17 protein-coding genes and 2 pseudogenes are annotated in these 23,050 nt (G+C 53.9%); 2 read left to right on the top strand and 17 right to left on the bottom strand.

What is annotated here, in order from left to right; genetic code table 11:
- Positions 1–662: 662 nt before the first annotated feature.
- From ACR2TX_RS16270 to ACR2TX_RS16190, 17 genes and pseudogenes are all read right to left on the bottom strand, one after another.
- Entirely contained in the window at positions 663–1,823 is a 1,161-nt protein-coding gene (locus ACR2TX_RS16270) for a glycosyltransferase family 4 protein (RefSeq protein ID WP_434130126.1), read from the bottom strand.
- A complete protein-coding gene (locus tag ACR2TX_RS16265) occupies positions 1,824–2,780 on the bottom strand; it encodes a polysaccharide deacetylase family protein (protein WP_434112384.1) in 957 nt (318 codons plus the stop codon). It abuts the gene before it with no gap.
- A gap of 16 nt (positions 2,781–2,796) precedes the next feature.
- The gene (locus tag ACR2TX_RS16260; RefSeq protein WP_434112382.1) at positions 2,797–4,632 is read right to left on the bottom strand and encodes an asparagine synthetase B family protein; all 1,836 of its coding nucleotides are present in this window, start codon (positions 4,630–4,632) and stop codon (positions 2,797–2,799) included.
- A 2-nt stretch (positions 4,633–4,634) separates the two neighbouring features.
- Positions 4,635–5,846 carry a TIGR04063 family PEP-CTERM/XrtA system glycosyltransferase gene (locus tag ACR2TX_RS16255; RefSeq protein WP_133717336.1) on the bottom strand — a complete coding sequence of 404 codons (1,212 nt, stop codon included), beginning with the start codon at positions 5,844–5,846 and terminating at the stop codon, positions 4,635–4,637.
- 21 nt (positions 5,847–5,867) lie between these two features.
- Positions 5,868–7,760, bottom strand: a complete 1,893-nt coding sequence (locus tag ACR2TX_RS16250; protein ID WP_434130124.1) for an XrtA/PEP-CTERM system amidotransferase — start codon at positions 7,758–7,760, stop codon at positions 5,868–5,870.
- 12 nt (positions 7,761–7,772) lie between these two features.
- Positions 7,773–8,915: a TIGR03088 family PEP-CTERM/XrtA system glycosyltransferase gene (locus tag ACR2TX_RS16245; RefSeq protein WP_434130122.1), complete on the bottom strand. Its 1,143-nt coding sequence runs from the start codon at positions 8,913–8,915 to the stop codon at positions 7,773–7,775.
- 4 nt (positions 8,916–8,919) lie between these two features.
- A complete protein-coding gene (gene xrtA, locus ACR2TX_RS16240) occupies positions 8,920–10,497 on the bottom strand; it encodes an exosortase A (protein WP_434130121.1) in 1,578 nt (525 codons plus the stop codon).
- Complete coding sequence (locus tag ACR2TX_RS16235; RefSeq protein WP_434130120.1) at positions 10,494–11,690, bottom strand: TIGR03087 family PEP-CTERM/XrtA system glycosyltransferase; 1,197 nt, start codon at positions 11,688–11,690, stop codon at positions 10,494–10,496. Before ACR2TX_RS16235 ends, xrtA begins: the two co-directional genes overlap by 4 nt.
- Positions 11,691–11,707: 17 nt before the next feature.
- Positions 11,708–12,730 (bottom strand): FemAB family XrtA/PEP-CTERM system-associated protein, encoded by a 1,023-nt coding sequence (locus tag ACR2TX_RS16230; RefSeq protein WP_434130118.1) that lies wholly within the window; start codon positions 12,728–12,730, stop codon positions 11,708–11,710.
- Positions 12,731–12,748: 18 nt separating this feature from the next.
- Entirely contained in the window at positions 12,749–13,576 is an 828-nt protein-coding gene (locus ACR2TX_RS16225) for an XrtA system polysaccharide deacetylase (protein ID WP_434132491.1), read from the bottom strand.
- 132 nt (positions 13,577–13,708) lie between these two features.
- Complete coding sequence (locus ACR2TX_RS16220; RefSeq protein ID WP_434130116.1) at positions 13,709–14,758, bottom strand: XrtA/PEP-CTERM system-associated ATPase; 1,050 nt, start codon at positions 14,756–14,758, stop codon at positions 13,709–13,711.
- Between the two features lie 391 nt (positions 14,759–15,149).
- Positions 15,150–15,671, bottom strand: a pseudogene (locus ACR2TX_RS16215) (pentapeptide repeat-containing protein); the annotation flags it as partial.
- Between the two features lie 206 nt (positions 15,672–15,877).
- Positions 15,878–16,753, bottom strand: a pseudogene (locus ACR2TX_RS16210) (TIGR03016 family PEP-CTERM system-associated outer membrane protein); the annotation flags it as partial.
- Between the two features lie 10 nt (positions 16,754–16,763).
- On the bottom strand, positions 16,764–17,681 hold the full coding sequence (locus ACR2TX_RS16205; protein WP_077732354.1) for an XrtA-associated tyrosine autokinase: 918 nt from the start codon (positions 17,679–17,681) through the stop codon (positions 16,764–16,766).
- Between the two features lie 14 nt (positions 17,682–17,695).
- Positions 17,696–19,246 (bottom strand): XrtA system polysaccharide chain length determinant, encoded by a 1,551-nt coding sequence (locus ACR2TX_RS16200; RefSeq protein ID WP_156881046.1) that lies wholly within the window; start codon positions 19,244–19,246, stop codon positions 17,696–17,698.
- 26 nt (positions 19,247–19,272) lie between these two features.
- Positions 19,273–19,878, bottom strand: a complete 606-nt coding sequence (locus tag ACR2TX_RS16195) for an XrtA/PEP-CTERM system exopolysaccharide export protein (RefSeq protein WP_077732352.1) — start codon at positions 19,876–19,878, stop codon at positions 19,273–19,275.
- Between the two features lie 362 nt (positions 19,879–20,240).
- Positions 20,241–21,398, bottom strand: a complete 1,158-nt coding sequence (locus ACR2TX_RS16190) for an aminotransferase class I/II-fold pyridoxal phosphate-dependent enzyme (protein ID WP_077732351.1) — start codon at positions 21,396–21,398, stop codon at positions 20,241–20,243.
- A 134-nt stretch (positions 21,399–21,532) separates the two neighbouring features.
- On the opposite strand from ACR2TX_RS16190, the gene dksA reads away from it, so the two are divergent.
- Positions 21,533–21,973, top strand: coding sequence for an RNA polymerase-binding protein DksA (dksA, locus tag ACR2TX_RS16185; RefSeq protein ID WP_077732350.1), 441 nt, complete (start codon positions 21,533–21,535; stop codon positions 21,971–21,973).
- Between the two features lie 3 nt (positions 21,974–21,976).
- On the top strand, positions 21,977–22,933 hold the full coding sequence (gluQRS, locus tag ACR2TX_RS16180; protein ID WP_434130113.1) for a tRNA glutamyl-Q(34) synthetase GluQRS: 957 nt from the start codon (positions 21,977–21,979) through the stop codon (positions 22,931–22,933).
- Positions 22,934–23,050 lie beyond the last annotated feature (117 nt).

The following is a 23,050-nucleotide window of genomic DNA, read 5'->3' as shown; positions in this document are numbered from 1 at the left end:
CCGCGTGCCGTAACCCGCCGGTTTCGCGGTCTTACTCCATTCGGTATTCGAGTGAACATGAATCGTAGGGTAGGTTAGCCCTTAGAGTGTTTTTCATCCCGGTGTACGGCTTCGTGTCGGGCGGGAAGAACGTAGGTCGGCAATCCCTTCCCAATCGCAAACAGTCGCTTTAGTCGCGACCCTTCCAATCGCAAACGGTCGCTTTAGTCGCGACCCTTCCAATCGCAAACGGCCGTCCTGGGAGCGCCAGGACGCCCCTTCCGACAAAGTCCTTTGCCGAGCCGATAAGTCGGCAAGGGATTGCCGACCTACATATCCGGCTTCCTGACACCGAGTCGGACAATGCTCTAGTCTCCGCTCGGGACAGGCCCTTCGACAAGCCTGTCCTGAGCATCGTCGAAGGGCTCGGGACAGGCTCCGCGTAAGCCACCGATTGAAGGTCGCTTGGTGGGTTACGGCGCACGCGAAGCACAGTGATCGGCGGTCGATCAGTGCTGATGTGCGCCTAACCCACCATCGATGGGTTTCGCTTCGCTCTACCCATCCTACAAAATGAATGCCTTATTGAAAGCGATTTGGAATTACTCGCGATAGAGCCTTACAGGCTGGCAAAAAAGTCAGTAGGCATACATTCAGCCGTAGCTTAGAACCAAGCCAATGATTTACCAGCTTTCAGATAGGGCAGAATCATAACCAGCCAAGGCACAATAGATACGCACCCATTCCGGTACGATCGCGTCTATTCCGTATCGGGTCACTTCTGCCAAGCCGTTTTCCGCGAGGCTTTTGTAAAGCGCCATATCCGAGGTTACCCGGACTAACTGTTCAGACATGGCATCCGGATCCTCGGGGGGAACCAACAATGCCGTCTTCTCATGCTCAACCATGTAAGGCACGCCCCCAACATGGGTGCTGACGATCGGCAAACCCGACGCCATCCCCTCGAGAATGGAATTGGGCATGTTATCGACGGTGGTCGGATTCAGCATCACGTCTGCCTGCCGGTAAAGTTCGGCCATTTCATCCGGACTCAAGCGTCCGGTGAAGGTCACGTTTTGGCCGATCCCTAGCGCTAACGCTAAATCTTCCAATTCCTGTCGTTGCGGACCTGAACCTGCAATGGAAAGGCGCGCCCCTGGCTTTTCTCGCAGCAACAAAGCGAACGCGCGGAGCGCGGTCGTGAGTCCATAGATCGGTTCCAAATTCCGCGCAATGACGACGTGCGGCCTTTGCGTGTGGAGAGGAGACAATTCGGGTTTCGGCCTAAAACGCTTCAAATCGACGATATTGGGCACGACGGTCGTATCGAAGCCAAAGCGTCCGAATACTGCCTGCAAGAACCCGGACGGCACCGCAATTAGGCTCGCTTTTTCGAGGCTGGGCCTGACCCAACGCATCGAACGAACGAAGAAACGCTCGGCCTCCCCCCCTCGATAGTTGAGGACGACGGGAACCTTGTTCAGCCACGCGATCCACAACGCGGGAGCGGCGAACAAATGCCATGACCATCCGGAATTCGCCATGACGTGCAACACGTCAACCTGTCTCGCTACACGCCGGAGTCGGGCTATATAAGCCATTAAACGCGGGACGGCTCGAATGCCCTTAAGCTTTCCCACCCAGGCGGGGCGATAGGGTTCATTCACCCGCACGAGGGTAACGGCGATACCGCGCGAAACGAGCAATTCCATGAGCTGGCGGGTCTGATTCGCCATGCCGCCCGAGGGAGGCGGCAAGGGACCCACTAGGCCGACGCGCAGGGTATTTTCCTCTGGAACAGAATGATTCGAGTTCGAACCTGCCGCTTTTTTCGACAATAGCATTCAAGCGGCTCGCGAAAAATTGGCGATCAGTCTGGCCATGAACTTCGCCGGCGAACGATCCCAGGGCGTAAACCTCGGCAACTGCCAGATATCGCTTTTGCTATCCGCAACTCCCCGAGTGGTGGAGGCCGCCGCCTGAAATCCCAAGTCCCGAACGATTGCGATCTGATCCCGCTTGTAGTCCTTGACGGGCTTGCCGTTCGGATAGGCAAAGAAGCGAATCTTCTCCCGGATAATGGCTTCGAGCGCGGCCTTTCCTTCTCCGATTTCGCTTCGAGCTTCATCTTCGGACAAATTGGCCAGAATCGGATGATTGACCGTGTGCCCGCCGATTTCCATGCCGTGAGCGTGCATCGCCTTGACTTGCGAAGAGGACATCATCAAGTCGTCCGGCAAATTGCCCGCCAGAGAAGCAATGTGGTCGACGTATTCCGCCCTTTGACGGGTGGGCAGGTGCTTCAGCCGGTTTAGCAGCTCGTGGCCGGTTCGGGCTTTGTCCTCGGGCGTCGCAATCGGGTGGACACCCTGCCCTATTGAGGAAAGATCCAGGCGTTCATCATCCAGTACGCGAACCGATTCGAGCACGGTGTCATTCCACATGCGTCCGCCGTCGAGAAATCCGGTCGCGATAAAAAAGGTAGCCGGCAGATTCCAGCGCTGAAGAATGGAGAGCGCCAGCGTTGCGTTATCCGCATAGCCGTCGTCGAACGTGATGCACACGGCTCTAGGCGGCAGATCGCCAAGGCGCAGGCGGTCCAATGCTTCCGCCAACGGCAACACGTTGAAGTTACGCGCCAGAAGCTCCATTTGCCAACCGAAGGTGTGTGCATCGATTTCGTCCCGGCGCATGAAATCCGGTTCGCTCAACACGCGGTGGTAAATCAGGATGGAGAGCTTGCGCTTTCGCCCGAAACCGCACATAAAGCCGCCGGCCACCTTGAGCAGGCCGAGCGTCATGTTTTCCATTGCAGGATTAACGGATGGCACGGGTTTGGAACCACTGTTCCAGCATCATCAGCACCCAAATCAGTTCGCCGTAGTAGGCGGCGTGAACCGACTGGTGCATGGCGATAGCGTGATCCAGGAATTCCGCCCGGAAATAGCCGCGCCCTTTGAGTTGCTGAATGCTGCCGTAGGCAAGTGCTTTGAGCTCCTCATGATTCTGCAGCCAGATGCCGAAAGGCAAACCGAAACCGTGTTTGGATTTGTTGATGATCTCGGCCGGCAGAAATCCGTGCATTGCCCGTTTGTAGAACCATCTCAGGTTATTGGCCTTCAGCTTGGTTTTAGAAGGAATCCTGCAAGACAACTCGATCACGGCATCGTCCAGCATGGGATAGGCCACCTCGACCCCTGCCAGCTCGCACATCCGGTTGACCTTGACCAAGTCATTGTCGTGCAGCGTGATTTTCCAATCCAGATAAAGCATCCGGTTAAGCGGAGAGGCTTCCTTTGGCCTGCGGTAACATGCCCGCTGGATCGACAGAGGCGCGCCGACATCGATCGATGCCAGGAGATCCGGATGGAATATCTCATTCACATCGTGGCGGTGCAGGAAATTGTAATCCTGTAGCCGATCCGGCAGCGGTGTACCGGCTTGCTCGACGTAACGCCCGGCTTTTCGGACGATACCTTTCTGCAATGCGGGTGGGATTCGATTCAAAGCCGACTCGAACGTTTTCCTCAACGGAGAAGGCACTTCCCAGAAATATTCGAACAGCAGCTGCTTGGCATAACGCTCGTTACCGGCGAAAAGCTCATCACCGCCATCGCCACCCAATAAGCGATCCACGCCATGCTCGCGCGCCAGCTTTGCGCAAAAATAGGCCGGCAAGGCCGATGAGTTGCCGAAAGGCTCGTCGCATGCCGCAGCCACCAAGGGGATGGCGGTCACCGCATCAGCCGGCGTTAAATAGTATTCGTGCTGACGGGTATTGAAATGTCTGGCGGCGGTGCGCGCATAGGCGATTTCGTCATAGCCTTCTACGGGAAAACCGATGGAAAACGTATCGGCCTCACCTTCGCTCTCTCGAGCCAATAGCCCGGAGACCGTAGAGCTGTCGAGTCCGCCGCTCAGGAAAGCGCCGATCTTGGACGCGCCGTGCGTTTCCCGCCGCACCGCCTCGGTAAGAAGTTCCAAAAGTTTTGTTCCTTCGCGCTCGACAGTGGCATCGCTGTCCTCCCTGAATTCGGGCAGCCAATAATAGCGGCGGCTCACCGAACCGTCGCGCCAAACGAGGCATTCGCCTCCCTCGAGTTTGTAGACTTTCGTATAAATGGAGCCGGGACTCGGACAGTGATGGAAATAGACGTAATCGAACAGCGCTTGCAGAGAGAGCTCAGTATTCACGCCGGGATGACGGACCAGATCATCCGCGCGAGTCCCGAACACCAGCCCTGCCGGCGTAACGGCATAAAAAAGGTGGCGCTGTCCGATGCGGTCAAGCGCCAGCATTACGCTCTGCGCGTTAACGTCGATGACGGCGAGCACGAAACTCCCGCGCAGGTCTCGGAGAAACCCTTCAGGGTCGGCACGATACGCTTCCACAACCGACTGAGCCATGCCGTTACCCGTCGCCATTTGCGCATAGCGCCGATTGGTCCAGTAAGGCCGACCGCTGACGACCGTCGTGATCGAGCCGTCACTCGATTGATAGAGCGACGCTTTAGGTCCCACGCAGCCCGCCCTTTCGCCGATCACGGCACGGACCGAATCGGGTCGACCGCTACGGTCCTGGAATCTCTTGAGAAAATCCGCGGTAGTTTCCTGATCTGCGGGTACCTGATACCAACCCAGCATGTCCTGCATGATCAGTTACTCCGGTTCAGCAGGCTTTCATAAATCGGCTTATAGCGCGAAACGCTGTGCGCCCAAGTGCGTTCTCGCTCCACGTACTCCCGGCCGGCGACTCTAAACCGTGACCACTCGTCCCGGCGATTCAGCGCGCTTACCACCATGTCGGCCAAGGCGCCCGGATCGCCTGCCTTGAATAACCATCCGGTCTCTCCGTGTCGAATCAATTCCCGATGACCGCCCACATCGGACGCGATGACCAACTTTCCGTGAGCCAGGGCTTCCAGCGGCTTCAATGGCGTAACCAACTCGGTCAAGCGCATGGACATGCGGGGATATACGAACAGATCCACCTGGTCGTAATACTTCTGAACCTGGTCATGGGGAACGCGACCGGAAAAGATCACTTTCTGGGACAACCCGAGCTCTTGCGCGCGCTGCTTGAGCAGATTCTCCTGGGGACCGCCGCCCACCAAGAGAAGCCGAACCTCGGGATTGACTTCGAGAATTCTAAGCAGAGCCTCCAGCAGCAACATCAGGCCCTCGTACGCGTAGAACGACCCGATAAACCCGAGAACAAGGTTTTCCTCTAACCCCAGTTGCTTCTTCAACTCTGCGTCTGCCGGACCGCTCAGGGAAAAGCGGTTAATATCGACGGCATTGGGTATGACCGTAACGTTTTGCTCTGGAATGCCTCTTTCGACGATGTCTCTCTTGAGTCCTTCGCAGATCGTCGTTACTGCATTGGCCCTTCTGAAGACGTAAGTCTCGAGCGACCGGGTTACGCGGTAGCGCAAACCTCCCTCTCGGCATGTCCTGTGGTCGACTGCGGCATCTTCCCAGAAGGCTCGACATTCGTACACGACGGGAAGGGAAAACCATTGCGCCACGCGCAAAGCTGCCAATCCGTTCAATACGGGCGAATGGGCGTGGATGATATCGGGTTTGACTTCTTCCACGGCTTCGCCGACTCGTTCCGCCAGACTGTTGATGATTGAAAATTGGTTCAGCACAGGCAGGGTGGAAAAAAAACTTTTCGGTTGGGCCGTTCGGTAAAAACGAAAACCGTCCACTTCCTCGACCAGCACGTCGGGTCCCTTGTGCTTCGCCGAGGTGATGTGAAAGGTTTCGAAGCCCAGAGCGCGCTGGTGCTCCAAGATAGCGCGCGTTCTGAACGTGTAGCCGCTATGTAATGGGATCGAATGATCAAGTATATGAAGAATACGCATGGCTGCCTTTCGTTAACTTGGTCAGGCGTATCGGCGTAGGAAAGATTCGTACATCAACAGCGACCATAAGCCTGCGCTGTAATCGCGCAAACCCGACTGGTGCTGGTCGAGCATAGTCTTGAGAAAATCCATCTCGAACACGCCCGATTCCGCCATGGCGGATCCCAGTACGGCATCGCGGATCCTTTGTTTGAGCGGCCCCCTGAACCAAGCGGCCAATGGCACGGCGAATCCCATTTTTGGGCGGTAAAGAATGTCGTCCGGCAAGTGAGGTTCCATCGACTTCTTGAATACATATTTTCCCTCCCTGCCTCTAAGCTTGAGATCGGGTGGGAGTCCCGAAATCCATTCGACGAGCTTGTGGTCCAGCAGCGGCACGCGAACTTCCAAGGCGTGCGCCATGCTCGCTCGGTCGACTTTCGTGAGGATGTCCCCGGGCAGGTAGGTTTTCATGTCCAAGTACTGCACCAGCGACAACGGGTGCCGAGTCGGAGCCGACTCGGCGTGATGGCGGAGCACTTCGACAGCCTGATAGCCTTGAAGACTGCGCTTGAACCCGGCGCTGAAGATCTTGCCCTGACGCAAGCTGTCCGGCAGAACCGAAACCGTATGGAAGTAGCCTTCGACCGAGTCGCGGGCTAAGGACTCGAAGGTGGTTTTGGCCCGAAAAACTTTCGGCGCCCAATCGGCTTTGGGATAAACCCGGCCGAGCAGCCCGAACAGCGGACGGCGAACGCCTAGCGGCAAAAACGAACGAATTCTCTCCTCATACGTGTGCCAGCGATAGCGGCGATAACCGGCCAAATTTTCGTCGCCCCCATCTCCCGACAGCGCCACCGTAACCTCCTGGCGCGCCAATTCGCACACGCGATAGGTCGGCAGCGCCGAGCTGTCGGCATAGGGCTCGTCGTACAACCCTGCAAGCCGGTCGATCAACGAGAAATCGTCCGGATCGACCTGTTTCACACGATGACGTGTGCGATAACGTTCCGCCACCATCTCCGCATACCGCGCCTCGTTAAACGCGGGATCGCCGAAAGAGATCGAGCAGGTATTGACCGGATCGGCGGATAAGCCCGCCATCATGGCCACGACGGCACTCGAATCGACCCCTCCGGACAAGAAAGCTCCCAGAGGAACGTCGGCCACCAGCCGTATACGGACAGCTTCTTGCAACCGGTTGATAAGCTCTTCCCGCGCATGTCCTTCGGTCATGCTGCCGGCCGCTGCAAACGGTACATCCCAGTAGCATTCCGGCCGGCACTTCGGCTCGCCGCGCTTGAGGGTCAGACGAAAGCCCGGAGCCAGTTTCTGGACGCCGCTAAAGATGCTTTTCGGGTCGGGCACATAGCCATAGGCGAAATAATCTTCTACCGCGGTGGGGTCGATTTTCCGCGGCACGTCCGGATGGAACAGCAAAGCTTTCAATTCCGAGCCGAAGACAAATTTGCCGTTGGGGAGATCGGCATAATAAAGCGGTTTCACGCCTAACCGGTCCCGAGCCAGGAACAGCGTCTCGCGCGGGCGGTCCCAAATGGCGAACGCGAACATGCCGCGAAACCGGTCCACGCAGGACTCGCCCCAAGCCTCCCATGCGTAGACGATGACTTCCGTGTCGCAGTGAGTCTCGAACTGGTAACCGAGGGTCTCCAACTCGGCGCGTATATCCTGAAAGTTATAGATTTCGCCGTTATAAGTGGCGACAACGCTTTTGTCTTTATTGAAAAGCGGCTGTTGCCCGTTCGAAAGATCGATGATGGAAAGTCGCCTGTGACCGAATCCGAGTCCCGGCTCAGTATGCAGGCCACCTTCGTCGGGACCTCTATGGTATTGGCTTTCGTTCATGCGTCCGAGCAGTTCGCGGTCGATCTCTTCCCGCCCGAACCTGTCGAAGATGCCAACGATTCCACACATACTGTTAGTTCCTCAATGCCTTGTATTCAATAATTCGTCATAAAGGGCGAGATAACGGCTGACCATTCCGTCCAAACTGAACGATTCGACCACGCGCTTTTGCCCCGCAGTTCCGTGAGCTGTGATCATCCCCGGATCGTTCAGATAGGTTTCTAACGCGGTTGTCATCGCGCCGGGATCTTCCTTGGGCACCAACATTCCGGTAACGCCGTTCACGACCAGTTCCGGGTTACCGCCGACCTCGGTAGCGATGACCGGCAAGCCGGAAGCCATCGCCTCTAGGATCGTGTTCGATATGCCCTCTGCCCGGGAGGGGAGTACGAAAATATCCAAGCCGCGCAGGATGTCGGCGATGTCGGAACGCTCACCGGGCAGCCAGGCCAAACGCTCCAAGGCTGCCGATTCCAGCATTTGCCGTGCTTGTTCGCGCAAAGGTCCATCCCCCACGAGGAGCAAGCGCAGTTTCGCACGAAGTTCGGGCCGCCATTCGAGCAAACCTATGAAGGCTTTTACCAGAGTGATCTGATCCTTGACACCGTGCATGCGACCCACCGTGCCGATCAGTATTTGCCCCTCTCGGCTTTGAAATGGGCAATCCGCTATCGAAGGCTTGCCGTCCGGCGCCGGATGAAATACCGATGTGTCGACACCGTTGCAGATACGGGCCATCTTCTTGTCGGGAACCCTGATCCTTTCCCGGAGATAAGATTCCAGATGGCACGATAATGGGACGTAACGATGCACAAGCGGCTTCAAGAATCGTCGCAGCCACTGATACTTGCGGTTCGTTCCGTCCGGATCGAACACATCCCACCCGTGTTCGCCGTGTACCCGCACCGGAGTGCCCGCGAACCAGGCGGGCATTTGACACTCCAATGCCGCGAGGTTGCGGGTATGCACGATGGCCGGTCTGAGCTGGCACAGCAACCGGTAAACCCGCGCGTAAACCTTAAAATCCTGGCCCTCGCTCCGGTTTAGCTCATAAACTGGAACGTCTCCGGCAACACGCTGCCTGAAGTCGGTCGCATCCTTAAGACAGATAACAGCGTGTCGGTAACGGTCCGGCGGTGTCCGGTTTATCAGATTCACCAGGCCGTTTTCCAAGCCGCCGACACCCAAGCGGTAGATGATATGTGCGACCAGCGGCGACTTCATCGGGTTACGATTGGGCCGCATCGTTCAGATTACGATCGACCGACGGCAACATCTCATCGACGAAACGCTGCAACACCTCGGAAGCCGTCCGGACATCATCTTCGTACGGTGTAACGAGGATCACAGCCGCACCGTCCTTCACAGCGCCCAAAAGCTTGTCCTTGGCTTCGAGCAATTTCCCGATATAGTCGTTTGTCGTATACCGTCCCGATATCCGGTTCCAGCGCCAGGTCAGCAATCGCTGCGTGGGTGAATGAAGCCGTCCTTGCAGGACTGTGCCGGGAGCACCGTTCAGCCGGGCTTTCATCGGCTTTTCTTCGGGCATCTTCCAGACCTGCCGGTCTTCGGGGGAAACGAGAACGTTTTGCGAATTGATAAGTTCGCCGCCTTGTTTTTGATGGCGGTAATACATCACGTATAGGCCGACTGTGTCGGCGCCACTGCGATAAAACGCCTTGGCTTTGGCATTCGGCCCTACGTAGGAAGGCTCCCATTCCGTGAAGGCCTCGGCAGTTTGCCAAAAACCGGCTGCCTGTGGCAGCTCGACCTTCACGGATGCAGCTATGTGATCAGCCAGCGAATCGATGTAGGCTGCTCGAGCCGGCCAGAATACCGAAATGACCAAAGCTATGCCGGCAGTTGCTGCAAGGCGAACGGCATTAGCACGACGCTCCGGAATTTTTGTCATAAAAGACGGCAACTCGGCGCTCCTCTGCGGAGGTTCGGTCCAAAACGAGCCGATCCAAAACATGAATAGCATGACGATACCGAAAAATATCCACCCATAGATCACATGGTCTACGCCTACCGCGAGCTTCATTCCGCTCAGATGGCCTATCATCACGATCATGTAAGCTCGCAATCCATTGGCAATTATCGGAAAACATAGGGCCAGCACGATGAATGCCATTCTGCGAACCATTGAGCGGTAGCTCAAATAGGCATAAAGGAAACCGAGCGTAATCGAGGCGATCAGGTAGCGTATGCCGCTGCAGGCTTCGACGACCGACCAATCGCCGCTGGGTATGCTGAAAAAAGTCCCTTCCCGGTAAACCGGAATACGGGTGATCTGGAGCATCTTAACCGTGAAGTCGGCGGTAAACTCCATCAAAATCGGAACAAGCGCCTCGCCGGTCGGTACGGCGAATAGCAGGAACCCAAGGGGAAACGCCAATTTGGTCAGCACGGTCCAGCCCAGAAGCAGCCAGATCAACACTGGAATCATGCCGATCAACATCAATTGCTCAATCACGAGGACGTCGACGAGCCGCGCCGCAAGCCATGCGAATCCAAGAGAAATCAAAAGCGGCAAGGCCCGATAGTCCGGGTACGGGATTATCCGGGCTAGTTCGCACCGCTCCCGCCAGATAAGCCAGATGCTTACCGGAAAGATGATGAAACCATGCGCGAAAGTCTCCGAACGCCACCAGATGGCGACCATCGATGCGAACGTGGAATGATAAATTCCCAGCAAGGCCAGAACGGCGACGCTCGTCAACCATAATGCCGCGGGCCATTCGGCGGCCGAATCCGGCGTATTGATTTGTTGCGGGCCGGCCAAAGCTTCAACACTCATTTTCATATTGCTTCCAGCACCGCCCCCAGACGGCGAAGACTGTTCGCCCAGCCGTATCGCTGCACAACGAACTCCCGGTTTCTCTCGGACTTAAACGGCAGCGAGTCGGCGCAAAGCGCCTTCGAGACGGTGTCCGCCCACTCCCAGGGAGTCTCCGCAACGAGAAGATCCAGAGGTTTTTGGATTTCGATGCCTTCGATCGCCGCCCCAGTGGAGACGATGGATTTCCCCATCGCCATGGCCTCCAGCACTTTGTTCTGAATTCCTCGTGCGATTCTCAAGGGCGTAACCGCACAACGGGCATGCTTCAGGAAAGGCCGCACATCCTCAACCGCACCGGTTACTGCAACACCCTCGATGCGAGCGAGGTTCCGGACCGCCTCAGTAGGGCGCGCACCAACGATGTAAAAGCGCGCCGTATCCATCTGGCGGCGAATTTCCGGAAATATATCGCGCGCAAACCAAGTGACCGCGTCGATGTTGGCCCAATAATCCATAGCTCCGGTGAATACCATGACATGCTCGCCGGGCGCGTAAGGATTGGCGTAATCTGCTTTATCCGAAAAATAAGCCGTGTCGACACCGTTCTCGATACTCATAATCCGCTCTTTCACTTCTGGAGCAAGGCCTTTGAACAAGCTCGCCTCGTTTTCCGACACGAAGAGAGAACAGCTAAACGAATTCGCGATCTTGCGGTCATAGCGCGCCAAATACGCCGCCTCCCGCCGGTAAACCCAATTCATCGGCCAGGTTTTTTGGGTTGCATATTGCCGCCATTTGTCGGAATCGACATCGACGAAATCGATGATCCGCGGCACCGACGCATGCTCTACCACATATTGGGCCATCGCCGACGAAAACACCAAGACCGCATGAATGGGGCGCTGCTTCAAAATACCGGCTACCCAAGCGCTCATGCGAGCGTCGGAATAATAAGGCACGGTTAAAGGGAGTCCGACCGCTAATCCCTTGAGGCTCTTGAGTTTGGCGCGTCCTGGGTGCAGCGGAAGCAGACACGCTTCCCCGCAAAAATTTCTTACATCGGATGCGTAACGCCAGTCGTTCGGATCGTCCACGAACGCGCCGAGATGAACGCGGTACGACTCCGATAAATATTTGAGCAAGTGAAAGGATCGTATCTTGTCCCCTTTATTCGGCGGGTAGGGAATCCTGTGGGCGAGGAGCAAAATCTCCTTCATAGGCGGTGCCGTAACGTTCAGCCGAGGTTGCGGGAAATCCAGGGGCCCACCAGATTGCTGACCGGCAAAGGCAGACGCTGCCATGCAGCGATGAAATATCGATATTTCGGATTGAGCGGATTTATCTCGGGTACCGCCTTCGCTTTCACCAACTCGTACTCGTAAGCCAATGGTTCGGGCTCGAAGCCCCAGTGCGTCTTGAATCGGTACGAGCCGGTACCTTCTTTGCTTCTACCGTAGTCGAATACCCGCACGTCTTTTTCCGTCGCCCGCCGCATGACCTCCCAGTACATGAAATCGTTACCCTTGAGATCCCTGGCTTCTTCGGTTCCGCCGCCATAATACGGGAGCACCTCGTCGCGAAAATAGAAACTCATCACGCTGGCGATAACGCGCCCTTGATGCTCGATGCTGAGGATTTCGCAAGAATCGCCGAATACGTCCTTCAAGATTGCGAAATAGCGTTTTGAAAATACCGGTGTTCCGAGATTGCGGACGCTCTCGGCATAGGCTCCGAAAAACCGGTCCACACCGGGATCGATGATGCTGCTTAAGCCGGCGGCAATGCCCTTTCGGATCATCGCGCGCTGTTTACGCGGAACGGCGGCGAGATTCTTCTCGGGATCGGGATCCAGAGCTTTCCGGAACGTGACATAGAGCGATTTGGTCGGCCGCCCGGAACCGTGCGGTTTTTGATTGCGAAGCTCCAGATAATCCACCTCGAGTTCCCGTGCAAGATCGCAGGCTGCCTGCTCCAGCGCTTTACGCGCTGCATCGGATTCGGTCGCGGCGCCGCCATACACGCAAAAGGGGTTCGATATCAGCGCATTACCGAATAGAAAGCTTTTCACGTGGCCGAGCGGCAATACCCCGACGATCCGACCCTTTTCTTCCGCAAAGAGATAGTGGGTTTCATGGCCGAAGGCGCGTTCGATGACGTCTTGCCAACCGGCGCGATGAAAAAAACTCGCCCCGGTACAATTATTTACGAATGCATCCCAGTCAGACTTGCGGCTGCCGTCTAATCGCTTAATTTCCATGCAAGATTTCGGTCCGGGTTAATTGTGGTATGGAGATAAAAACACATGAGCCATCGTGTTCCAGCGAAAGTCGTGTAAAAGACGGCGCAAGCGCGATTCGGTCCGAGAAAGGTTCAGGTAGTGGCGAAACCGTGTTTTCAGATTGATGCCTCGCTGCCTCGGCTGATCCGGATCGATTTCCCAGGGGTGAAAATAAAACACGCATGATTGCCGGTCTTTCCGATTCACTCGCTCGATGGCCCAGCGAGACACCCGATAGGGCAGCAAACGGAAATAGCCGCCACCGCCGCACGGCAATTTGTTATTGCTTAATTCGACCGTAGTTACGGGTATTTCCAGCAACCCGTCCGGTCTGCACGGCCTGAACGAGAAGCGCGGCGCTTCCGGCATGCCGTACAAATCATGCTTTACAGGATAGATGCTGGAGCTGTAACGGAACCCGGATTCTTCCAGAACCTCTAGCGCCCAGAGGTTTTTGGAACCGATCGAATAGCTGGCCGCACGATATCCCAGAACCGGGACTCCGCCGAGATCTTCGAGCAAACGCTTGGTCCGCAAAACATCGTCACGAAACTCATCAGGAGTTTGTTGAGTCACTCGTACATGGCTATAGCCGTGACAAGCCAGCTCATGGCCGGCTTTTACTATTCGTTTTATGAGTGCCGGGTAGCGCTCGGCCACCCACCCCAACGTGAAAAAAGTGGCTTGCACTCCCGCTTCGGCAAAGATCTGAAGTATCCGGTCGGTATTTCTTTCCACCCGGCAGGGTAAATCGTTCCACTTATCCCTTCCAATATAGGGTTCGAATGCCGATACATGGAAATAATCTTCGACATCCACTGTCATCGCATTGACGATGGGATTGCCAGCGGCCGACGGATTAGCCAAAAATACCCCCTAACGCGCAGTAACGGCGCGCAATTTATAATTGTTTTTGTTAATTCGCAGCGAGAAGCTTCAAGCTAGTTTTTTCGCACTTCAAGATTCGTCAAGCGGCTCCTGATAAACTTCATCAAGATCGAGGTGCAAGAGAATGGCTTTTCGCAACAAAGCCCGTTCTTTTTGCACGGTTTTCCGCAAACTGAGCACCAGGTGTTCGAGTTGAACGACCCTCTCCTCTAGGCTTCCGGTAACCGCCGGGACGTATCCCGAGTCGATCGGGTACAACGACGCCTCGATATTGGTCGTTCCTTGACAGGATGGGCGCTGGACTCGCACGGCATCCTGCTCCATCTCGTTTATCACCAAGCGAACCGCATCCAAATCCAGCATGTGGAGTTCCTCCAAGTATCCATACAATAAAAGCCGGTCGCACAAAGTATTAATTATTCGTGGAACCCCCTGGGTATGGCGATAGATTTCCTCAAATGCCTCTTTCGTAAATTCCGGATCGTGTGCCCAATCCGCCGTAGTCAATCGATGAAGGATATACTCTTTGGTTTCTTCGAGCTCTAACGGTCGCAAGTGGTACATGGCCGTTATTCGCTGCCGTACCTGTTCCATTTTGCCTCCCTGCAATGTCGCTCGCAGTTCATCCTGTCCCAACAAGAAAACCTGAAAGATCGATCGTCCTTCCGATTCGAAATTGAGCAGCATGCGCAGTTCTTCCAAAGACTGGGCCGGAAGATTCTGTGCTTCATCGACGACCAGTAGGACTCGCTTTCCCTCGCGAGACTTAAGTTTGAAAAATTCTTCCAGATTCTTGAGGAGAACCGCCTTCGCATCGCCATCGTAAGAAAGGCCGAACGTGGCAGCAATGATCCGTAGAGTATCCTCGGCACCGACCTGGGACGTCACCATCAGGCCTGCAACAATATTTTCGTTCCGGAGCGCGCCGAACAACTCCTTTACCAGCATCGTTTTCCCGGTGCCGGGCTCTCCGGTCACGACAACAAACCCTTCGCCCTGGGCTAAACCATACCGCAAATATGCCAACGCCCGCTTATGAACCGCGCTGTTGTAGAAAAACTCGGGGTCCGGATTGAGCTGGAAAGGTTTTTTTTTCAGATTGTAAAAGGCATCGTACATGAAGAATCAGAACCTCATAAGCAAACTGGCCGTTACCCGATTCTCGTCAAATTCATTTTGTGACCGATTCGAATCCTGCTGCATGTGCCGCAACTCCAAAGAGCCTATCAAATCGGCCCAGATCCTTCGGTTCAATGCTAGTGACACGGTCATAAACTTGTTGTCGGAACGCCCTAAAGTCTCGCTCTGATTATCGATCGCCTGCCAGACAAAGTACAAAAGGGATTGGGTTCGTGCTGCGAACTGCCAACTCCACAACGCCGTAAATCCAAGCACATCCTGATCACCGGAAAATTGATAGTTTCGATCCTCCTGATAGCCGGTCAAGGTTACGGTGCTCTTGGCAGTGTGACCGGAGACAGATGCTTGTCCCCGTTTTCGAGTGATGACCTCATTGGTCAAGATAGGCTGATCGATCGGCAACAAGAATGGTTGACTGGTCAACGGATCGAACACCGGTTGATCGAGCAGAACCTGCTGAATTGTCGTGGTGTTGACCGTATAAGTTGCTATCCAACTCGTTCGGCGAGTTCTGTGACTTAGCAGCGCGTTCCAAGTCGTTCCGGCGTTGAACCCTCCTAAGCCGGTCCCACCGAAACCTGCTCCGCCGAAACCTGCTCCGCCGAAACCTGCTCCGCCGAAACCTGCTCCGCCGAAACCTGCTCCGCCGAAACCTGCTCCGCCGAAACCTGCTCCTCCGAAACCTGCTCCTCCGAAACCCGCTCCGCCGAAACCCGCTCCGCCGAAACCCGCTCCGCCGAAACCCGCTCCTCCGAAACCCGCTCCTCCGAAACCCGCTCCTCCGAAACCTGTTCCGCCGAAACCTGTTCCGCCGAAACCTGTTCCGCCGAAACCTGTTCCGCCGAAACCTGCTCCGCCGAAACCTGCTCCGCCGAAACCTGCTCCGCCGAAACCTGCTCCGCCGAAACCTGCTCCGCCGAAACCTGCTCCCCCGAAACCCGCTCCGCCGAAACCCGCTCCGCCGTAGCCTAACCCGCCGAAACCACCTCCACCATAAGCCCCACCTATGTCGCTATCGCGGTAGATGATCTGAAACGTAGTTCTTTTGCTCGGCTCCCATGCCACAGATATGAAATGATTGTTGCTACCCCACCCGCCTTGTACAGCTAATTTAGCACTCGGCGTCCAAGCCAGTCCCGCAGTCCAATACCCCCCGTTTCGAGCCCCCGAAATGTTTGTCTGACCTAAAAAATCGTTTTCGAAACGTCCTGCCTGAATAAACGGGCTGAATTCCTTGGAGAGACGGTATCTCAACTCGCCATTGTAGTTTCGATATTTTACGTCGCCTGTAGCGCTGGCGCCTCCGACACCATTGTCACGCGTGTTTTCTTGATTATAAAAGTTGGCACGCCAGGCAAGCGAATCGAACCAGTTGCCACTACGCAAATCTATTCTTTGTTCGAAAATATTCGAATCGAAGTTTCCTCCGCCGATGTTACTGTACGTGACACGGGCAGTACCTTCTGCATAACCGCCCAAGTGCGGCTTCCAATAGGGGCTGATTCGAAAAGTTCTGTAATCGCTGGTATTGCCAGTTTGCGAGACATTATCAAACGCAAAACGGCCAGTAGTCGAGTTATTGTATTGCCCAATCGTACTTGTAGAATCGATGAATACCGAATTATCCCACAGCTCGGTAGTCGAATTCATTTGAAGTTGGTTATTGATCCGCGGATCTGTATCCGTTCCCGCATAGAATAGATTCTGCATGCGATAATCCAAGTTAAATAGATTTCGGCCCCGGCGCCGGACTGATACGCCAGGACTTAACTCAGTCACGAATGCATCATCGCCATTCTGCCCCGCCGAACTGCTAGACCGTTGTCCGCTACCGGACAAATTGATATTGTCGGAATATATTCCTCGCGCAGTTAAATTGGGAGTTACAAGCCAATCCACGGCGAAGGCAGGGGCCAACGGAAAAAGAAAAGGAAGAACGGCTATACCTTGACCGATCTTCCTAATACTTGGCATGGACGCTGGGTCACCCATCAGTTCTCTGCTGACCATAAGATCCATACCCATAACCGTACCCGTAGCCATAATATCTGAATCCAAATCCCTTTTTGGTCTTGTTCAATACACAGCCAATGACCTCGCAGGACTCTAATTTGGAAATGGCCTCCTGAACAATGTATTGGGGCGTTGATTCCGACTCAATTACCAGGACGACCTGCCCAACCAACGTGGCTAAAACGGAGCCTTGACTAGCAGCCAACAATGGCGGAGAGTCAAAAATCACTACCCGGTCCGGGTAACGGGCAGATAATTCATTGGCTAGTCGTTTCATCGCATCACTAGCTAAGAGCTCGGTGGAATGGCGATCCAATTTACCTGCCGGCAACAGCGTGAGGTTGGGAATATCCGTTTTGATCAAGACATCGGAAAAACGGATCGATTTATCCTGAAGCAGATCGGTCAATCCTATCTTCGCAGGGATCCCGAGTAATTCAGCTATCGATGGTTTCGCCACGTCAGCATCTATCAACAGTACGGTTTTATCCCGCTCCATCGCTATGCTGAGCGCCAAATTTACGGCCGTAAAGGTTTTCCCCTCGCCGGGAACACTGCTGGTGACGAGAATCAGATTCGCACGGCTGAGACCATTATCACCATCCGGGAATGCGTTCATCAAAAGCGGCCGTTTGATTAGGCGATACTCCTCCGCTATCTGACTATAAGCCATCTCAGGCCCGAGCATCCCTTTTTCCCGCAGGTGACTCCAACCGATCGAATGTATTTTACTGGCCTCGGCAGTAGCTTTCCTGGTTGGCTCGGGGACTGGCTCGGCCGCCTCAATGTTTTCCAGTCTTTCGGGAAAATTCTGTTGATCCGCCTTTTTATTAGTCGAAGACTGCTCGAGCTCTAACGCTTTATTAAGTGCCTTTTCAATAATGCTCACGTGGCTGCCCCCGACTAAATGAAGGACGGAAGATGATAACCCCTAATTTCCAGCAAGATTACCCCAACGAATACTACGAATAACATGGCAAATACAGCCGTAAAAGCTAGAAACTCACGCCATTTCCGTTCCTTAATTTCCGGAATCCAATTCATGGAAACGCTGCCAAGTACAGGCAGTCCTGTAACCTCTCGAACTTTATTCATGGTATTGAATGCCGGCCGGAGCAGCGCCAAAAACACAGCCAACCCTATACTCACCACTATACCTGCCGCGAAAACCCCAACCGATAATAGAATGCGATTGGGAGCAGAAGGTTTCGTAGGTACTTGAGGTGGGTCGACAATCTTGAATTTAACGCTATCCGTGCTCTGCTCTACGCTTTCCGACATTCTCGCTGTCTCGCGCCGTTTCAGGAGTGCATCATAATTTTCCTTAATCGCTGCATAATCTCTATTGAGACCCTGCAACTGAGTCTCCACTTTTAAACGGTCATCCATTTGTTTCTTCAGGTTCTCTATCTTTTCCTCGAAGATTTTGACTCGTGAGTTCAAGGAGGCGACATTAGCGTCCGCCTCGCCAAGCGCAATTTTCTTCTGTTGAAAAACCGGATTTGTCTCGCCCCCCATGCCAGAACTGGTATCTTCTTCCGATGCGGCCTCCTCCTCTTCCTTTTTTTTCTGCCGTTCCAATTCGACTATGCTCTTTTTAATCGCCATAACCTCGGGATGTCCCTTCGTGTATTTCAGCAACAATTCATCCAATCGAGCTTGCAACGCTTGAATACGCGTATCCAAAGGACTTGCTGCAACTTGGCTCCCAAAATCCGTGAATGACGGCTCCTCTTCATCCAGCTGCCTCTGCATTTCTTCGCGCCGATAGACAGCCTCTTGCAGAGCCATCTTAGCCTCCTCGAGCTGTCCGTTAAGCGTGCCGAGCTGTCCATAAAGGTCGCCCCCGTGCTCCGGCAACAATCCATAATTGGCTCGCTTGAAATCCTCTCTTGCCTTCTCAGCGGCTTGCAAACGTGTTTCATACTCCTTTAACTGCTGGTCCAGAAATTTCTGCGCAGAATTTGAATCTTCCCGCGACTCTCCGAGTGTTTGCTCAACAAAAATAGTTAATAATGCCTGAACAATCTTCTTTGCTACCGCTGGATTTTGGTCTTCTGCGCTAATCGTAAATAGATTATTTTCTCCGCCAGTAATGCTCATAGCCGATTGCAGGTGACTGACTAACTTTTCCATGGATGCTTCATCCTTCGCGCCTAAATCCAAGTCGGTCATCCGAGCCACTTTCTCCAAGTTTGGGCGACTGAACATCAATTTCGACATTAATCGAATTTGGCCGGAAACATCTGGCTGAATAGCCAAGCCGGAAAGCAGAGGACGCAAAACAGAGCGAGTATCCACATGTACGCGCGCACTTGCCTCATACTTGTTAGGCATTTGCGCGACAAAAACCCAACCCGCAAGACTAATTACCCATGCCAAAGCAATAGAAAGCCATTTATAACGGGTTGCGCCTTGGATATGACCGAGAACCTCGGCGATTAGTTCATGCATGGAAATTAGCTCCTATGCGAAACAGGCTAAAAATAAGCTTCCGGAATAATTAAAACATCTCCTGGTAGAATATTTACATTAGCCGTGATATCGCCATCCTCGAGCAGATCATCGATACGAACTCTAAGTTGCTGCTTAACACCATTTAATGTCCTTACGATAGTAGCTCGGTTGCCAGCCGCATAATCGGTAACCCCACCAACTAAAATCATTAAATCGAGCAGAGACATATTTTCTTTATAAGGTACAGCCTGAGGTTTTGCAGCTTGCCCAACAACTCTAACTTGCTCACTGTAAGGACCGACAAAATTACTCACAATTACGGTTACTAGCGGGTTTCGAATATATTTTGCTAATTCCTTTTCGATATCGCGCGCGAGCTGAAAGGGCGTCTTGCCCGATGCAGGTAGTTCCTCAACCAAAGGGGCGTTGATTTTTCCGTCCGGTCTAACCGGTATGGTGCGAGATACTTCGGGATTTCCCCAGACAAACATTTCAATGCTGTCGCCTGGCCCGATGATGTAGGTATATTCCGAGGGCGGGTCTACGTTTGGTGCGAGTGGAGCACATCCCACGAGTAAAGAGGCGCAGAATAAAATTCCGCACAAAGCTCCATAATTAAAAAGACGCATAATATCTATCCCCAATTAGCTTTTTCTTAAAACAGCTCGCTCACGAAACCCGAGGTGAAAACAAGGTCAGCCGAAACCCTGACATAAAACCAACATTTGTTTTGTTTAAGCGGCGCGGTTTTGTGGAACGTCGGGTCTGATGCAAGCACAAAAAGCCTGGCTCTTCGCTCTCGATTTACAATGCGGCGCCCCATCTCGCCGGCTCAGGAAGCATACAAAGTCTAGCATAGCTGTTGCGCGCCCCTAAGACTGATTATTTCACCCAGAGGATCGCTATCACGCCAGCCAGGATGCGCTAACCGATTGATTTAACAACTTATATTTTAAATATCTCATTATGCAGTCTAGCGTCGCATATAGGATTAGCGCTGCACAAACTGTCTTATCCGAGTTATGGCCGCAGCCAATCGCTCAAGAGTGACCGCATATGAAAATCTAAGATGACTTTCGGGCGAATTTTTTCCGAAATCCTTACCCGGAGTTGTCGCCACGCCGGTTTCCTCTAACAAATTCAATGCAAAATCAAAGCTATTCGACGTAAACCGCCGGCAATCAGCGTACACATAAAAAGCACCATTTGGGATGGTGTTTAATGTAAATCCAATGCTCAACAGCTGCTCACAAAGAAAGTCTCTTCTTTCCTGAAAAACGCGTCGTCGCTGCTCCAATTCTTGTAAGTTCGCTTCGGTAAAGGAAGCCAGGGCGCCATATTGTGAAGGGGCGGGCGTAGAAATAAAAATGTTCTGTGCAAGTTTTTCGGCACTTTCGATGTAGTCGGCAGGAACCACAAGCCAGCCGACCCGCCAGCCTGTCATGCCAAAATATTTCGAAAAGCTGTTGACCACGAAAACCCGATCCGAGAGCGATAGAGCCGTCGGTGAAGGCTCGTCATATTCGAGTCCGTGATAGATCTCGTCTGATATCAAAAACCCCGATCGCCGCTCCAATTCAATGGTGAGTCTCTTCAACGCATCCGATTGCATTACGGTTCCAGTGGGATTCGAGGGCGATGCGATCACAACGCCCTTTGTTCGGCTGTCCCAGTGGGCGGACAGGACGTCCGAATTGAGCTGGAAGCACGTTGACGCGTCTACGGGAACCAACGAAGGAGTGCCACCAAAAAGTCGAACAAAATTCGCATAACATGGATAGCCAGGATCCGCCAACAGAACCTCGTCGCCTTCATTAAGCAGCAATCCCATCGCCAACAGAAAGCCGCCCGAGGCGCCTGGAGTGACAAAGATTCGTTCACTCGCGACATATACGCCGTAGCGGTCGCGGTAATATTTCGATATAGCCTCGCGAAGCTCGGGCAGCCCGGCAGCCGGCGTATACTTTATTTCTCCGCGGCGCATGAATTCGGTCGCGTGTTGGATAACCAGCGGAGGCGTCGGAAAATCCGGTTCGCCGATTTCCATATGAATAATGTCCCGCCCCTGGCGCTCCAATGCATTGGCACGCGACAAAATTTCCATCACGTAGAAGGGCTGTATGCCAGCCATACGATTCGAAATCATCATTTTTGCATCCGTAACACGGCGGAATCGCCTTAAAGTGTCCCAGCAATCTCGTTAGCAGACGCCGGCCATCTTGCAGAACCGCGATTTGTCTGCTAGTAATATCCGGTTTTTGAACTTGGTTTAGGAGTTTACGGATGTCCAGCGCCCAAAAAGCCGATACCCATGTGACACCTTTCAGCTTCACGCCTTACCCGCTCAAGGAAGGCGAAGAATACATGAATGAGGCTCAAGTCGAGCACTTCCGTCGCATTCTACAGAATTGGAAGGCGGAACTCATGAAGGAAGTCGATCGGACGGTGCATCACATGCAGGACGAAGCGGCTAATTTCCCGGACCCGAACGACCGCGCGACGCAGGAATCCGAATTCAGCCTGGAACTGCGTACCCGCGACCGGGAACGGAAACTCATCAAAAAGATCGAAGAATCCCTGGAAAATCTCGAGCGTGGCGATTACGGTTATTGCGAGACCTGCGGCGTGGAAATCGGCCTGCGGCGCCTCGAGGCGCGGCCGACGGCGACCCAGTGCATCGACTGCAAGACTCTGGATGAAATCCGGGAAAAGCAAGTCGGCTAATCTTTGGTCCATTCATCCTCGGACTTGAACGACACCCGATTCTCGACGACCTCTTCTAAGCCAAAATACCGGGGCCGTTTCGCGCCATCGCCTACCGGCCCCCTGCATTTAGGCTCCCTCTACACAGCTCTCGCCAGTTTTCTCCAAGCCAAATCGCAGCAAGGCGAATGGTATTTGAGAATCGACGATGTCGACCCTTTTCGCACCATTGCCGATTCAGCAGACCGGATTCTTCGCACCCTGGAAACATTCGGTTTGCACTGGAACGGGCCTATCCTCTATCAGAGCGAGCGTTTGGAGGCCTATCGAGCCGCACTTGCGCGGCTCGATCATCAAGAGCTCCTTTATCCCTGCACCTGCTCGCGCAAAGACCTTGCGTCGTTCTCTGACGGAAATACGGACGCATCGATTTACCCGGGGTTCTGCCGGAACAGGAACAAGAAACCTGTGACCGACTCTCATGCCTTGCGCGTCATAACGGAAAACGCTGCGGTAACGTTCGAGGACATGCTCCAGGGACCAGTGACACAGAATCTGGCGAACGACGTCGGAGACTTCATCGTCTTCCGGCGCGATGCAGTTTATGCCTACCATTTGGCAACCGTGCTCGATGATGACGAACAAGGCATTACCGAAGTGGTTCGGGGCGTCGATTTGCTCGACTCCACGCCCCGGCAGATTTATTTGCAGCGGCTACTCGGATTGCCCACTCCGGTATACGCGCACGTTCCGGTTCTCCTAGATCAAATGGGACTCAAACTGAGCAAACAGACCTACGCCGATCCCGTGGATGGGCAAAATCCATCATCGACCTTGGTTAGCTTGTTGACCCTCTTAAACCAAAACCCGCCTCCGGATTTGCAATCGGCAAAAACGGACGATGTCCTCGATTGGGCACTCCGAAATTGGGACATTTCACGACTCTCGGCTCAGCGCACCATCCCGGTGAACTTATCGTGAGCTATCCTTACAAAACCTAAATAATGATCTCGTCTCTTACTCCGAATGCCGTAATGGCCGACGTCCCGCAAAAACAAAGTATTTCAGTCGGTTTTATGGTTTGACAAGTTATTGCTT

The sequence above is a fragment of the Methylocaldum sp. GT1BB genome (genome assembly GCF_051027545.1).
Taxonomy (GTDB): Bacteria; Pseudomonadota; Gammaproteobacteria; order Methylococcales; family Methylococcaceae; genus Methylocaldum.
This window is presented reverse-complemented; position numbering and strand designations above follow the sequence as displayed.